Origin of the sequence: Brevundimonas sp. (genome assembly GCF_024711105.1) — a bacterium.
GTDB lineage: Bacteria > Pseudomonadota > Alphaproteobacteria > Caulobacterales > Caulobacteraceae > Brevundimonas.
Genome location: NZ_JANJTL010000015.1, coordinates 1 through 13,772, shown reverse-complemented (window position 1 = coordinate 13,772; position 13,772 = coordinate 1). Strand labels below are relative to the sequence as shown.

Sequence of the window (13,772 nt, the reverse complement as noted above, 5' to 3'; positions counted from 1 at the left end):
CCCGTCAGGGACAGCCGGCAGCACCTGCGCACCATCGGTCTTGCCGGACGCCGCGCCGTCGGGCGCGCCTGGCAGCACATGCGGTCCGGCGCTCTTGGCCAGGATCCCATCCGGATCGGCCGGCAGCACCTGGGCGTCAATGCGTGTGGTCTTGGCAGGCTCGACCAGGGCCGTCGGGACGAGGAAACCGCTCGGCGGGATCGACGGGATCGAGAGGTCCTGGTCCTCTCCGGCGCTCTCCGGGCTCGGCTGGTCGCCGAGCATGCGCCCCAGCCCCAACCGTCCGCGCGGACGGGACCCCGCCGGGTCCTCCAGCAGGCCCGCGAAGCCCACGGCCTCGCCTCGCCCCGACGCGGTCGGGGTCTGGGGGCCAAGGCCCAGGGCGAGCGAAAGTTCGATAGGCGGCATAGCGCGGCTTCGACGTCCGGAGAGACTGGACTTGGGTCGAGCGCATTCGGCGCCGGGTCATTCGGACGGCATGAAGCAACGCCCGCGCCACAGCGCTTGTCTTAGTTATTTCAACGAGTTGGGCCCATATCTGCAGGCGCCGCGCAATCGCCGTGGGCGGTTTTTGCCGCGTGACAGCGCGCCGAATCTGCCGCCGTCAGCCGGCGAAGACGGCCCGGACCAGCCGCTCGAGGGCCGCGACATCGGCCTGGTCGAAGGCCGCATGGTCCGCGGAATCGATGTCCAGGACCGCGATCAGCCGGCCCGCGCCATCGACTACGGGAACAACCACCTCGCTGTTCGACCGCGGATCGCAGGCGATGTGGCCGGGGAAGGCGTGGACGTCCGCGACAAGCTGGGTGCGAGCCTCGGCGGCCGCCGCGCCACAGACGCCGCGTCCGAAAGCGATGCGCAGGCAGCCGAGCTTGCCCTGATAGGGACCGACCACCAGTTCGTCGCCCTTGGCCTGGTCGACCAGATAGAAGCCCGTCCAGATGAAGGCCGGGAAGGCGTCGGCCAGCATCGACGACACCGTCGCCATGCGCGCGATCACGTCCGGCTCACCGTCGAGCACCGCGAGGATTTCCTCGTGCAACTCGGCGTAGCGTTCGGCCTTGTCTACCGGGCGGTCGGGGCGGGCGGCGTAGCTCATCAGGGCTCCTTTCGGAGCGTCATATAGGCTTCGCTGTTCAGGAACACAGGGGCCAGGGGCAAGGGACTGCCCCGGAGTCGCACAGGCGAGAATCGGGCCTCAAGGAGACGTTTCAGCCCACCCAGGTCAAAGCCGAGGTGGTGAGGATGATACCTGCGGCCATAGGCGATGTCGGCCATCGGGCGGTCGCGCACGCGCTGTCCCAGCACCGCCCTGAGGATGTTGCCTGGCCGGGTGTCGAAGTCTTTCGGACGTCGCGCCATGCGGAACAGGCCCTTGAGCGCGGCAACCGGCCCGCTCTCGACCGGAACGCCCACCACCAGCAGGCCCCCCGGCTTCAGGATCGCCTCGATACGAGCGATGGCCGCGCCCGTCTCCGCCTCCGGGAGGTGTTCGAAGACCTCGGTGCAGAAGACCAGATCGACGGCCTCGGGCAGACCGGCTTCAGTGCGGGTGACCTCGACCCCGTCAAGGTCGCGGACCCGACGCTCCGCCTCAGTCGCCAGATGCGGCGCTGGCTCGAAGCAAACGATTCTCGCCTTCGGCCAGCGTTCCCGCGCCAGAACGGCCAGCGCCCCGTCGCCGGCCCCGTAATCCACAATCTTATCCACAGAAACCTTGTCCGGAACCTGAGCCAGGGCGTCCCTCAGGCGGCGGCGCTGGACCCATCGCTTGAGCGCGTTCGGGTCGTCCCAGGTCATCTCGGCGTAGGTCTGCAAGGGATATTCTCGTGAGAAGCGAAATCAGGCGCTTAGCACGGCGGCCGACAGAAAACTGCAACGCTGGCAAGCTTGACGGGAACCAGAGCCCGCCCCATCGTCTTTAAACATGGTTAACGCATAGCTTGGTTCGGGGAATGGCTTTCGAGCGGTCTGACAGAGGTAGCCGCGGTCGCCGTCCCTGGATCCTGGTGGCGGTGGGCGCGGTCGCGGCCCTGGCCACCCTCGCGGTCGCGAGCTGTGACCAGTGGTCGGGCAGCGGTCGTGAGCGCGGCGCTTCCGGCTGGGAGCCGACCTCCGGCGGCGGTCGCAGACCCGCCTCCACGGACCGCGAGGAGTGCCCGCGTCCGCAGTCCCTCTATCAGCGCTCCGGCGAATTCAACGATCAGGAACAGCAGATCCGCCACCTGCGTCGGCAGGCGTTTCGGGGTGACTTCTTCGCCCAGCTCGAACTCGGGAGCCGCTACCAGGCGCTGAACGAGACGGACAACAACATCCGTGATCCGATCGAAGCCGCCGTCTGGTACGCCATGGCGCTGGCCAACTCCGACGGCTTCACCCCGGTGAACACCCAGGCGCGCCGAGGCCTGTTCGACCGCCTGCGGCCGGTGTCCAGCTTCGACGACTGCCGCAACTACGAGCGCTGGCGCGCCTACGGCCGTCTCAACGGCCTGCTGAACCGCATGTCCGGCGACGAGCGCGAGGCGGTCCGGGACCGGGTGATCTACATCCTGTCGACGCAGGACGCGGAGGGCTTCCGCACCCTGGGACGGCTGCACGACGCCATGTACGGTCCCTTCGGAGAACCCGCCGACAATCGCGAAGGCCGCGACGCCTTCCAGGGCGGTCGACGGAACGGACGGCGGCACCACGCCCTGCAGGCGGCGACCAGCCTGTTCGATCGCAACGACGTGGACGCCTATCTCTTCAACTACCTGGCGATGGAGACGGGAGACGTCAGCGCCTACGTCCTGTTGCGTGACTTCGAGCGCTCTTCGGCGTCGCGTAGCGGCTACGCCGCCTTCGTGGAGTCCAAGGCCCGGCGCTGGACCGCCCCGTTCGAATTCTATCCGCCGGAGGCGCCCCCGTCGGGCGTGCCGCATTCCGACGAAAGCCGCGCCCGCGGCGACGCCGCGGACATCGCGCTGCAGCGCATGGGCGAGTTGCCCTTCGTCCACGTCGGCCGGGCCTTCCGCTACCTGGGCGTGACCACAGGGGTGCCACTGGGCGTCGGCTCGATGACCCGCCGCGAGGTCGAGACCTTCGAGGCCATGCTCGGCCATCCGATGGAGGGCCGCCTTAGCTATCTGGAGCGCGTGCGCGCCATCCAGTTCGCCTCAGAGCGCGGTTCGTCGGAAGCCCAGCTGGTCCTGGCGGTGATGTATTCCGAAGGCATCGGAGTGCCGGCCGACTATGCGCGCGCCTTCTACTGGTACGAGGAGGCGGCCCGTCAGGGCTCGCCCGAGGCCAGCTTCGCCCTGTCGACCTTCTTCGCCCTGGGGGTGGCGGGGGTGGCCGATCAGGACAAGGCCGAGGCGGTGGTCCACCGGCTCGAGTCCGCCCTGACGGGCTTCCGTCCGTCGGTCACCCGGCTCCAGGCCGTCCTGGCCCAGGTGTCCCGGTCCCAGCGATGAGAGAGTCCCCCATGTCCCCGCGCAAGCCCCGGTCGAAGTTCGCCCCGCTCGGAGTGCTCGGGGGCCTCGCGGCCATCGCGGCCTTCGTGGGCGTGACGCTGGCCGACGCGCCCCGCGCCGAGGCCCAGGCCGCCAAGGTCGAGAGCCAGACGCGTCCCGACTTCGGCCTGCTGCTGGATCCGCCTCCCAGAAGCTCCCGCCCCCGCAGCCACGGACGCGAGCGCCCGTGGCGCTGGCGCGACCACTACTCCGGCTGGCGCGACGATCACGGACGCGACTGGGAGTTCTACTGGCGCGGACGCCCCGACGACGTGGCCGCGGTCGACTGCGGGGTCGAGGCAAGCCCGTATCTACTCCAGCGCGCCGTCGACCACCTGAGGCCCGGCGGAACGCTCGTCCTTCGTGGCCAGGGCTGCCTCGGCTGGCTGGACATCAACAAGCCGCTGACGATCATCGGCGACGCCGACATCGGCCGGATGGACTTCGACGCTGTGCCCCCGGCCACGCTGCGGGCGCCTGACGGCCTGCCGTGCATGACGGTGGCGGCCGGCGTGCGGGTCGAGATTCGCGACGTGGTATTTGAGTCCGGCAATGCGGGCGACGCCGCCTGCATCGTCGGTTACGACGCCGAGATCGTCATGCGCCGCTCCGCGATCCGCTACGTCGGCGACGAGTCCGCGGTCTTCGCCGACGGCGGCCGTTTTGACTTCCGTGACGGCCTGATCAGCGCCGACACCCTCGGCGCCGCCGTCGTCGGTTACGGCGCCAGCGTCCAGGTCGAGCGCGCCCATGTGACCAGCTCCAGCCTCGGCTTCGAGCTGACCCCGGGCGGCGCGGCGCCGTCGAGCCTGTCGGACCTGGTGATGCTGGCCGGCCAGCGGTCGGAGGGCTACGGCCCTCGCGCCATCGGCGTGCTGGTGCGTGGCTCTCGCGAGCTGGGGCGCGTGTCGATCGCCGGCGCCGTCATCTGCGGCTACGACGAAGGCATCGCGGTCGACGGCTCCTCGGCCCAGGTGGTCAACAGCCTCGTCTGCGTCGCCCGCAAGGCGGCGGTGCTCTATTCCGGCGACCTCTCCATCGAGAACTCGCTGCTGGGCGCCGAGGATGTCGGCGTCGCGGCGGGCGCAGGCCGGGCGCGGATCGTCAACAACACCTTCTTTGCGGTGTCACGCGTGTTCGTGGTCGAGCGCGCGCAGGTCGAATCCTACGGCAACCGCGTCTATTCGCAGAACGCCTGCCGGCCGGGCCGCCGTCCCCGCGACGGCCGCCGCGAACAGGGCCGCTACGACTGGTTCGCGCCCCAGGGCGACGGCTGGAACTGCGCCTACGACGACTACGGCGGGCGCGACTTCTACGACCGCGGCGAAAGCCTGATGGGTCGGCAGTATCAGGACTATTCCCCCGAATGGGACGGCTACGACCGCTACAGCCAGGGCGAGGGCTGGTACGAGGACGACAACCGCTACCACTGGGGGTCCGACGGCCACCGGCACCGCTGAAGTCGATAGCTTCACCTTATGCTGAGGTGAAGAACTATCGATTATGTTGAAAACATGGCCTGACGTATCCTGCCTCGTCCCGAGCGACCAGAGACAGGAGGAGACGCCATGGACGGCAACGCCGGCAGCCCGCTGAGTGACCCCCGCAAGGAGCCCGCGGCGCTCCGATCCCTCCTCGGTCGCACCAACCGCGACTGGTGGCCGAACCAGCTGTCGCTGGAGATCCTGCACCAGCAGGGCAGGACCGGCGACCCGATGGGCGACGACTTCGACTACGCCCGGGCGTTCGAGGAGCTCGACTACGACGCCGTCAAGCGCGACCTGACCGCGCTGATGACCGACAGCCAGGAATGGTGGCCGGCGGACTATGGCCACTATGGCCCCTTCTTCATCCGCATGGCCTGGCACTCGGCCGGCACCTACCGGACCGGGGACGGCCGCGGCGGCGCCAATGCGGGCCAGCAGCGCTTCGCGCCCCTGAACTCCTGGCCGGACAACGCCAACCTCGACAAGGCCCGTCGTCTGCTCTGGCCGGTCAAGCAGAAGGACGGCGCGCGCCTGGCCTGGGCGGACCTGAAGATCCTGGCCGGCAATGTGGCCATTGAGAGCATGGGCGGCCCGGTGTTCGGTTTCGGCGGCGGTCGCGCCGACGTCTGGGAGCCCGAGAAGGACATCTACTGGGGCACCGAGGAGGAATGGCTCGGGCGCGGCCGCTGGGAGGGCGACGGCGAGGATGAAAGCCTCGAAAACCCCCTGGCCGCCGTGCAGATGGGCCTGATCTACGTCAATCCCGAGGGCCCCGCCGGCAAGCCTGACCCGGCCGCCTCGGCGCGCGAGATTCGCGAGACCTTCGCGCGCATGGGCATGAACGACGAGGAGACCGTGGCCCTGACCGCCGGCGGCCACACCTTCGGCAAGTGCCACGGGGCCGGAGACGCCGCCAAGGTCGGCGCCGAGCCCGAAGGGTCCGACATCGCCCAGCAGGGCCTGGGCTGGCAGTCCAGCCACGAAAGCGGCCTGGGCGACCACACCATCACCTCGGGGCTGGAGGGACCGTGGACCCCGACGCCGATCAAGTGGTCGAACAACTACTTCCGCATGCTGTTGGAGTACGACTTCGAGCTGGTGAAGAGCCCTGCCGGGGCCTGGCAGTGGCAGCCGAAGGACCAGAAGCCCGAGGACATGGCGCCGGGCGCGCACAGCCCGAACCGCCGCGTGCCGACGATGATGACCACCGCGGACATGGCCTTCAAGGTGGACCCCAAGTACCGGGAGATCTCCGAGCGCTTCTACCGGAACCCGGACCAGTTCGCCGACGCCTTCGCCCGCGCCTGGTTCAAGCTCTGTCACCGCGACATGGGACCCAAGGCCCGCTACATCGGACCCGAAGTCCCCGCCGAAGATCTGATCTGGCAGGACCCGATCCCGGAAGCCGACTATGCGCCGATCGACGCCTCGGACATCGCCGAGCTGAAGCGTCGCATCGCCGCCTCGGGCCTGTCGGTCGCGGACCTGGTTCGCACCGCCTGGGCCTCGGCCTCGACCTATCGCGGTTCGGACCATCGCGGCGGCGCCAACGGCGCGCGCATCCGGCTTGAGCCCCAGCGCAGCTGGGCGGTCAATGAGCCGGCCAAGCTGGAGGCCGTGCTGGCCACCTACGGCCAGATCAAGGCTGACTTCGACGCCTCGGCCTCGGGCGGCAAGAAGGTCTCGATCGCCGACCTGATCGTGCTGGGCGGCTCGGTGGGCATTGAGCAGGCCGCCAAGGCCGCCGGCCACGCCATCGAGGTTCCGTTCACGCCCGGCCGCACTGACGCCACGGCCGAGCAGACCGACGCCGACAGCTTCGAGGTTCTGGAGCCCAAGGCCGACGGCTTCCGCAACTATCTGGGCGTGCGTTTCAGCGTGCCGACCGAGGAGCTGCTGGTCGACCGGGCCCAGCTGCTCGGCCTGACCGCGCCGCAGATGACGGCGCTCGTCGGCGGCTTGCGGGTGCTGGGCGTCAACCACGACGACCGGCCGGAGGGCGTGCTGACCGACCGCAAGGGCCAGCTGACCAACGACTTTTTCCGCAACCTGCTCGACATGGGCACGGCCTGGAAGGAAGTCGACGATCGGGGCGACGAGGTGTTCGTCGGGACCTGCCGCAAGACCAACAAGGAGAAGTGGACGGCCACCCGCACCGACCTGGTGTTCGGCTCCAACTCCCAGCTGCGAGCCCTGGCCGAGGTCTACGCCTCGGCCGACGCGGGCGAGAAGTTCGTTCGCGACTTCGTCCGGGCCTGGGTCCAGGTGATGAACGCCGACCGCTTCGACCTGCCGCGCGCCCAGCGGCTGGGCAAGGCCGCCTGAGGACGACCGACCCGCGGCGGGGCAGAGCCTCGCCGCGGGCGTTTTCCGCCATGCGTCGAGCCGAGATCGAGGGACTGGACGGCCGCCAGGCCTATTGGGTGGCGGCCCTGACGGCGCCGGAGCGTGACTGGCCGGCGGCGCCCGGTTGTCGCAAGGGCGCGCGCTACCTGGTCGGCCCCGGGCTGGGCGCGAGCCGGCAGGATTTCGAGACGTTCGAAAGTCGGCTCGAATGCCTCCAGTGGATTCTCGAGCACCGCTCGGACCTGAATCGCGCCCTCCCCGGCGCGGCCTTCCGTGCGGTGCGTCTGGACCGCTGGCTGCTCGGAATGGACTGACGCTGCTTTCCGCTTTCCCGCGGTCTCACAGGTGGCTAGCGTCCCTCTCGCAATTTGGAGGAAGCCAATGGCTGCAAGGTCTGGATCGATCGTTCGTCTGCTGGCTGGAGTTTCGGCCCTGGCCGTGTTCGCGGCCACGCCCGCCCTGGGTCAGGAGGCTCCGATCGTGCAGCCGGGCGCGCCGGGTCAGGCCAGCCGGACCCTGAGCCCCGAAGAGGCGGCTCGAATCTCGAACAACCGCTACTCCGCCGACGATGTCCGCTTCATGCAGGAGATGATCCTGCACCACGCCCAGGCCGTTGAGATGGCCGCGCTGGTGGAGGGCCGGACGAACACGCCGGCGGTGGTCGAGCTGGCCGGGCGGATCAACGCCAGCCAGGCCGATGAGATCGCCTTCATGCGCGGCTGGCTGGTGGAACGGGCCGAGACTGCGCCGGACCCGTCCGACCCGCACGCCATTCACAGCCTGGGTCACCACGACCACTCGAGCATGCGCGGCATGGCCTCGCCAGAACAAATGGCCGAACTGGGCGCCGCGAGCGGGGCGGCCTTCGACCGTCTCTTCCTGCAACTGATGATCCGCCACCACGAGGGCGCGGTGGAGATGGTCGACCATCTGCTGGGCCGCCCCGGTTCGGCCTACGACCCGGTGCTGTTCCAGTTCATTACCGACGTGAAGAACGAGCAGGAGGCCGAAATCCGGCGCATGGGCGCCCAGCTGCGCGGCCTGGCCGAGGACCCGCGCACGACGCTGACCGGCGGCTTCCGTGACGCGGGTCAGGCCATCGACGGCATGCGCCTGGTGGCCAGCCTGCCCAAGCCGCCCGGCTTCTTCGATCCCTCGAACCCGGCGGGCCTGCCCCTGCCCATCCCGGGCACGGAGAATGACGGCGACCCCGACGGTGACGGCATCGAGGGCCGTTTCGGCCAGCGCGGGCCGTTCCTCAGCTTCGCCAACACCGACATGGCCTTCGCCGGCGACCTGATGGCGGTCGGCAACTATCACGGCTTCCAACTCTACCGCCTCGGCGGCGAACAGCCGGAACTGATCAGCGCCGTCATCTGCCCGGGCGGCCAGGGCGACGTCTCGATCGTCGACGGCCTGCTGATCATGTCGGTCGAATCCACAAACGGGCGTGTCGACTGCGGCCGCCAGGGCGTGGATTCCGGCCCCAGCGCCGAACGCTTCCGCGGCATCCGCATCTTCGACATCTCGAACCCGGCCCAGCCGGTCCAGGTCGGTCAGGTCCAGACCTGCCGCGGTTCGCACACCCACTCGGTCGTGTCGTCGGATGAGCGGTCTATCATCGTCTACAATTCGGGCACGTCCTCCGTGCGCCATCAGGACGAACTGGCTGGCTGCGTCTCGGGCGACCTCGGCGACACCCGCACGGCCCTGTTCAGCATCGATGTGATCGAGATTCCGCGCGCCGACCCGTCGATGGCCCGGATCATCGACAGCCCGCGCGTCTTCGCCGACGACGAGACCGGCCGCATCGCCGGCCTGTGGCTGGGCGGCGACCATGGCGAGGGCACCCAGACCACCAGCCAGACTAACCAGTGTCACGACATCACGGTCTTCCCGACGCGCAACCTGGCGGCGGGCGCCTGCTCGGGCAACGGCATCATCCTGGACATCTCCGACCCGCGCCGGCCCCGCCGGATCGATGCGGTGACCGATCCGGGCTTCGCCTACTGGCACTCGGCGACCTTCAACAACGACGGCACCACCGTGCTCTTCACTGACGAATGGGGCGGCGGCGCGCGGCCCCGCTGCCGCGTGCAGGACCCGATGACCTGGGGCGCGAACGCCTTCTACGACATCGAGGACGGACGGCTGGTCCAGCGCGGCTACTTCAAGCTGCCGGCCGCCCAGACCGAGTTCGAGAACTGCGTCGCCCCCAACGGCTCGATCGTGCCGGTGCCGGGCCGCGATATCTTCATCCAGGCCTGGTACCAGGGTGGTCTGACCCTGATCGACTTCACCGACCCGGCCAATCCGGTCGAGATCGGCTATTTCGACCGCGGTCCGATGGACAGCCGCCGCTTCATGTTCGGCGGCTTCTGGTCGGCCTACTGGTACAACGGCCGCATCTACGGCACCGAGATCTCGCGCGGCCTGGACGTGCTGGAACTGATCCCCAGCGAGCACCTGACCGAGGCTGAGATCGCCGCCGCCCGCCTGGCCGACCAGGGCGAGACGTTCAACCCGCAACGGCAGCTGCCGGTCACCTGGCCCGATCACCCGGTCGTCGCCCAGGCCTATGTGGATCAGCTGGCCCGATCAGGCGGGCTGTCGGCCGAGGCCGTGGCGGAACTGACAGCGGCGCTGACGGAGGCGACAGGGCAGGTCGAGGCCGGCAGCCGGAATCCGGATCTGGCGACGCGCTTGTCGGCGGCGGCGAACGCCTTGCCCGACACGGGTCCGGACACCACCGCGACTGAGCGGCTGACGGCGTTGCGAGAAATTATGCAAAGACTTTCGGCACGCCTCTGATGGTCCTGGAACGCCAGCCGCAGGTTTATTTTCACCTGCGGCTGTCAATCGCGACAGCGAGCCCCCATATTGCCGGGGTCGATCTCTGTTGCGCCACGCTCTGTCCGAACTGCTAACGCACTGAGGTCACCTAGCCGAACTTTTCAGATCTCGACGTTGGCAGGGAATACTCCCTGCGCCACGCCACAGGAGAACTGATATGGCTACCGGCACTGTAAAATGGTTCAACACCACCAAGGGCTACGGCTTCATCGAGCCGCAGAACGGCGGACGCGACGTGTTCGTCCACGTCTCGGCGGTCGAGCGGTCCGAGCTCGGCGCGATCCACGAGGGCCAGACGCTTTCGTATGAGGTCGAGCGCGACCCGCGTTCCGGCAAGGAATCGGCCGGTCAACTCCGCGCCGCGGAGACGGCCTGAGGACGCGATCGCTTTCGAGGCGACCGTCGTCGAACGCCTCCTCGGAGGACGGCGGCGTGTCCGGCTCGAGAACGATCATCTGATTACGGCCCGCGCTCCCAGGCAAAGCCTGTGGGGCGCGGCGTCCGGCCCGAGTCCGGGGGAGCGGGTTCGAGTCCAGCTCCTGCCGCACGACTTGGGCGGCTGGCGGCTCGTCCCGACCTGACGGCCGGCATTCAATGGAGGCGCCGTTGACGTCCAGACCGACAGCCCTCGAACGGGCCTTTCAGTTGGCGGCCAGCGGCGCGCACACGGGCGCGGGCAGCATCCGCGAAGCGCTTCGCGCCGAGGGTTACGCCATTCAGCAGATCACCGGCGGCGTCCTGACCCGCCAGCTCCGAAAACTCTGCGACGAAGCGCGCGCCCCAACCGGCGCGGGCGGACCTGAGCCCGCCTAACGGGTCAGACCGAAACGTAAGCCATCGCCGGCCACGACGACCTGGCAGGCAAGCCCGCGGTCCATCATGGCGCGCGCCCTGCGATTAGCCGCCGCACAGGCGCCCTCCTTGTCCAGCGATTGGTCCATGACGTCGCCGTCGAGCTCGACGGCCCACGAGCCGTCGTGTCGGGTGACGGTCAGCACCGCCCGCTCAAGAATGTTGCGCATGCCGTCACCATAGCACCCTGCGGCGCCCAAAAGTGGTCGCGGCCAAAAGAAAAGGGCGGAGCCTTCCGGCTCCGCCCTTTCCGTTTCAGACTTGGCCTGAGGGCCGGACTTAGAAGTCCATGCCGCCCATGCCGCCGCCCATGCCGCCCATGTCCGGGGCGCCGCCGGCCGAGGCCTTCTTCGGCGCATCGGCGACCGCGGCTTCGGTCGTGATCAGGATGCCGGCCACCGAGGCCGCGTCCTGAAGGGCGGTGCGGACCACCTTGGCCGGGTCGATCACGCCGGCCTGGACCAGGTCGACGTACTCTTCCGTCTGGGCGTTGAAGCCAAAGGACGCTTCCTTGGAGTCCAGGATGCGGCCGACGACGATCGAGCCTTCCACGCCCGCGTTCTCGGCGATCTGCCGGATCGGGGCCTGAAGCGCGCGGCGGACGATCTGGATGCCGGCGTTCTGGTCGTCGTTGTCGCCCTTCAGGCCGTCGAGCGCCTTGGACGCCTTCAGCAGGGCCACGCCGCCGCCCGGGACGATGCCTTCTTCCACGGCCGCGCGGGTCGCGTTCAGGGCGTCGTCGACGCGGTCCTTCTTCTCCTTGACCTCGATCTCGGTCGAGCCGCCGACGCGGATCACCGCGACGCCGCCCGCGAGCTTGGCCAGGCGCTCCTGGAGCTTCTCGCGGTCGTAGTCCGAGGTGGTGTCCTCGATCTGACGCTTGATCTGCGAGATGCGGCCTTCGATGGCGTCCTTCTCACCGACGCCGTCCACGATGGTGGTGTCGTCCTTGGTGATAGCGACCTTCTTGGCCTTGCCGAGCATGTCGAGGGTGACGTACTCGAGCTTGATGCCGAGGTCTTCGGAAATGACCTGGCCGCCGGTCAGGACGGCGATGTCCTCCAGCATGGCCTTGCGGCGGTCGCCGAAGCCCGGGGCCTTGACGGCGGCGACGCGCAGGCCGCCGCGCAGCTTGTTGACCACCAGGGTGGCCAGGGCTTCGCCTTCGATGTCCTCGGCGATGATCAGCAGCGGACGGCCCGACTGGACCACCGCTTCCAGGATCGGAAGCATGGCCTGCAGCGAGGACAGCTTCTTCTCGTGGAGCAGGATCAGCGGCTCTTCGAGGACCGCCTCCATCTTGTCAGCGTTGGTGATGAAGTAGGGCGACAGGTAGCCGCGGTCGAACTGCATGCCCTCGACGACCTCGAGTTCGGTCTCGGCGGTCTTGGCCTCTTCGACCGTGATGACGCCTTCGTTGCCGACCTTGTCCATCGCCTTGGCGATCATGTCGCCGATTTCGGAGTCGCCGTTGGCCGAGATCGAGCCGACCTGGGCGATCTCGTTGTTGGACGAGACCTTCTTGGACGAGTCCTTGATGTTCGACACGACGACCGTGACGGCCTTGTCGATGCCGCGCTTCAGGTCCATCGGGTTCATGCCGGCGGCGACCGACTTCAGGCCTTCCTGTACGATGGCCTGGGCCAGCACGGTCGCGGTGGTGGTGCCGTCACCGGCCTTGTCGTTGGTCTTGGACGCCACTTCGCGGATCATCTGGGCGCCCATGTTCTCGAACTTGTCTTCGAGTTCGATCTCCTTGGCGACGGAGACGCCGTCCTTGGTCGAGCGCGGGGCGCCGAACGACTTTTCGATCACCACGTTGCGGCCCTTCGGACCCAGGGTGACCTTCACGGCGTTGGCGAGGATGTTGACGCCGCGCAGCATGCGGTCGCGGGCGTCGGTGGAGAACTGGACTTGTTTGGCGGCCATTGCGGGCTGCTCCTATCGTCTGATGTGGAAGGAAAGGGATCCGGCCGGATGCTTAGGACAGCACGCCCAGGACGTCGGATTCCTTCATGATGATCAGGTCCTGACCGTCGATCTTGACCTCGCTGCCGGACCACTTGCCGAACAGGATGCGGTCGCCGACGTTCAGCTCGGGCTTGATGTAGTCGCCGTCCTCGTCACGGGCGCCGGGGCCCACGGCGACGACTTCACCTTCCTGGGGCTTTTCCTTGGCCGTGTCGGGGATGATGATCCCGCCCTTGGTCTTTTCTTCTTCCTCCACGCGCTTCACCAGCACGCGGTCGCCGAGAGGACGAAACGCCATTTTTTGTATCTCCGTGTCTTGCACCTGAGGGGCTCTCGGGGCCGCTGTTAGCAGTCGCCAGCCCCGAGTGCCAATGCGCGCGGAAGTAGGGTTGGGACGGGCCCGAGTCAAGGCTCGGACCTTCACCATCTTCGCTTTTGTTTTCTTGGCCTAGTTCATCGAAATCGGCGTCGATTTCGCCTTCTTCGCCTTGTTCGGAGGCCCGTGCTCAGGGGTCCTATTCGTCCGCGTAGATCGCCACCTGCGGGGCCGCGTTCCAGCTGGCGGAGCCGCGATACATGCCTGAGGTGTTCATCGAGAACGCGACCTCGCCCTCGTCGGTCAGGGCGATGAGGCCACCATCGCCGCCCAGCGCGCCGACCTCGCCGATCTCGGCGTCGGAGGCCTGCTGGATCGTCTCTCCGGCATAGCTCAGCCTGCCGCAGACATCACGGGCGACGGTGGCCCGAATGAAGTACTCGCCCGTGCCCGTGG

The 13,772-nt window shown here is 68.3% G+C and carries 14 protein-coding genes; 7 read left to right on the top strand and 7 right to left on the bottom strand.

What is annotated here, in order from left to right; genetic code table 11:
- The 3 genes from Q0M60_RS01080 to Q0M60_RS01070 all read right to left on the bottom strand — a co-directional run.
- Positions 1–408, bottom strand: a 408-nt coding sequence (locus Q0M60_RS01080; RefSeq protein ID WP_296814836.1) for a hypothetical protein, incomplete at its 3' end; no start/stop codon positions are given.
- Between the two features lie 196 nt (positions 409–604).
- The gene (locus tag Q0M60_RS01075) at positions 605–1,099 is read right to left on the bottom strand and encodes a GAF domain-containing protein (RefSeq protein WP_296814835.1); all 495 of its coding nucleotides are present in this window, start codon (positions 1,097–1,099) and stop codon (positions 605–607) included.
- On the bottom strand, positions 1,099–1,818 hold the full coding sequence (locus Q0M60_RS01070) for a class I SAM-dependent methyltransferase (RefSeq protein WP_296814832.1): 720 nt from the start codon (positions 1,816–1,818) through the stop codon (positions 1,099–1,101). Before Q0M60_RS01070 ends, Q0M60_RS01075 begins: the two co-directional genes overlap by 1 nt.
- Positions 1,819–2,015: 197 nt before the next feature.
- On the opposite strand from Q0M60_RS01070, the gene Q0M60_RS01065 reads away from it, so the two are divergent.
- The 7 genes from Q0M60_RS01065 to Q0M60_RS01035 all read left to right on the top strand — a co-directional run bounded on the left by Q0M60_RS01065 (position 2,016) and on the right by Q0M60_RS01035 (position 10,990).
- On the top strand, positions 2,016–3,452 hold the full coding sequence (locus Q0M60_RS01065) for a tetratricopeptide repeat protein (protein WP_296814830.1): 1,437 nt from the start codon (positions 2,016–2,018) through the stop codon (positions 3,450–3,452).
- A gap of 11 nt (positions 3,453–3,463) precedes the next feature.
- Positions 3,464–4,951, top strand: coding sequence for a hypothetical protein (locus Q0M60_RS01060; protein ID WP_296814829.1), 1,488 nt, complete (start codon positions 3,464–3,466; stop codon positions 4,949–4,951).
- Positions 4,952–5,059: 108 nt separating this feature from the next.
- Positions 5,060–7,303 carry a catalase/peroxidase HPI gene (gene katG, locus Q0M60_RS01055; protein WP_296814826.1) on the top strand — a complete coding sequence of 748 codons (2,244 nt, stop codon included), beginning with the start codon at positions 5,060–5,062 and terminating at the stop codon, positions 7,301–7,303.
- 50 nt (positions 7,304–7,353) lie between these two features.
- Complete coding sequence (locus Q0M60_RS01050) at positions 7,354–7,638, top strand: hypothetical protein (RefSeq protein ID WP_296814823.1); 285 nt, start codon at positions 7,354–7,356, stop codon at positions 7,636–7,638.
- 67 nt (positions 7,639–7,705) lie between these two features.
- On the top strand, positions 7,706–10,135 hold the full coding sequence (locus Q0M60_RS01045) for a DUF305 domain-containing protein (RefSeq protein WP_296814822.1): 2,430 nt from the start codon (positions 7,706–7,708) through the stop codon (positions 10,133–10,135).
- 199 nt (positions 10,136–10,334) lie between these two features.
- Positions 10,335–10,553 carry a cold-shock protein gene (locus Q0M60_RS01040; protein WP_296814820.1) on the top strand — a complete coding sequence of 73 codons (219 nt, stop codon included), beginning with the start codon at positions 10,335–10,337 and terminating at the stop codon, positions 10,551–10,553.
- 230 nt (positions 10,554–10,783) lie between these two features.
- A complete protein-coding gene (locus Q0M60_RS01035) occupies positions 10,784–10,990 on the top strand; it encodes a hypothetical protein (RefSeq protein WP_296814818.1) in 207 nt (68 codons plus the stop codon).
- Here the strand turns inward: Q0M60_RS01035 and Q0M60_RS01030 are convergent.
- The 4 genes from Q0M60_RS01030 to Q0M60_RS01015 all read right to left on the bottom strand — a co-directional run.
- Positions 10,987–11,199, bottom strand: coding sequence for a hypothetical protein (locus Q0M60_RS01030; protein WP_296814815.1), 213 nt, complete (start codon positions 11,197–11,199; stop codon positions 10,987–10,989). The two genes, Q0M60_RS01035 and Q0M60_RS01030, sit on opposite strands and share 4 nt — an antisense overlap.
- 109 nt (positions 11,200–11,308) lie before the next feature.
- Positions 11,309–12,958, bottom strand: coding sequence for a chaperonin GroEL (groL, locus tag Q0M60_RS01025; protein ID WP_296814812.1), 1,650 nt, complete (start codon positions 12,956–12,958; stop codon positions 11,309–11,311).
- Positions 12,959–13,010: 52 nt separating this feature from the next.
- A complete protein-coding gene (gene groES, locus Q0M60_RS01020) occupies positions 13,011–13,298 on the bottom strand; it encodes a co-chaperone GroES (RefSeq protein ID WP_296814810.1) in 288 nt (95 codons plus the stop codon).
- A gap of 217 nt (positions 13,299–13,515) precedes the next feature.
- Positions 13,516–13,772: isoaspartyl peptidase/L-asparaginase (locus Q0M60_RS01015; RefSeq protein WP_296814808.1), on the bottom strand; the 257-nt coding region annotated here is incomplete at its 5' end.

Bases quoted from the DNA above. Each gene is read 5' to 3' on its own strand.
- katG (WP_296814826.1), top strand. From the start codon at position 5,060: ATGGACGGCAACGCCGGCAGCCCGCTGAGTGACCCCCGCAAGGAGCCC.
- Q0M60_RS01045 (WP_296814822.1), top strand. From the start codon at position 7,706: ATGGCTGCAAGGTCTGGATCGATCGTTCGTCTGCTGGCTGGAGTTTCG.
- groL (WP_296814812.1), bottom strand. From the start codon at position 12,958: ATGGCCGCCAAACAAGTCCAGTTCTCCACCGACGCCCGCGACCGCATG.
- Q0M60_RS01040 (WP_296814820.1), top strand. From the start codon at position 10,335: ATGGCTACCGGCACTGTAAAATGGTTCAACACCACCAAGGGCTACGGC.
- Q0M60_RS01030 (WP_296814815.1), bottom strand. From the start codon at position 11,199: ATGCGCAACATTCTTGAGCGGGCGGTGCTGACCGTCACCCGACACGAC.
- Q0M60_RS01060 (WP_296814829.1), top strand. From the start codon at position 3,464: ATGTCCCCGCGCAAGCCCCGGTCGAAGTTCGCCCCGCTCGGAGTGCTC.
- groES (WP_296814810.1), bottom strand. From the start codon at position 13,298: ATGGCGTTTCGTCCTCTCGGCGACCGCGTGCTGGTGAAGCGCGTGGAG.
- Q0M60_RS01075 (WP_296814835.1), bottom strand. From the start codon at position 1,099: ATGAGCTACGCCGCCCGCCCCGACCGCCCGGTAGACAAGGCCGAACGC.
- Q0M60_RS01050 (WP_296814823.1), top strand. From the start codon at position 7,354: ATGCGTCGAGCCGAGATCGAGGGACTGGACGGCCGCCAGGCCTATTGG.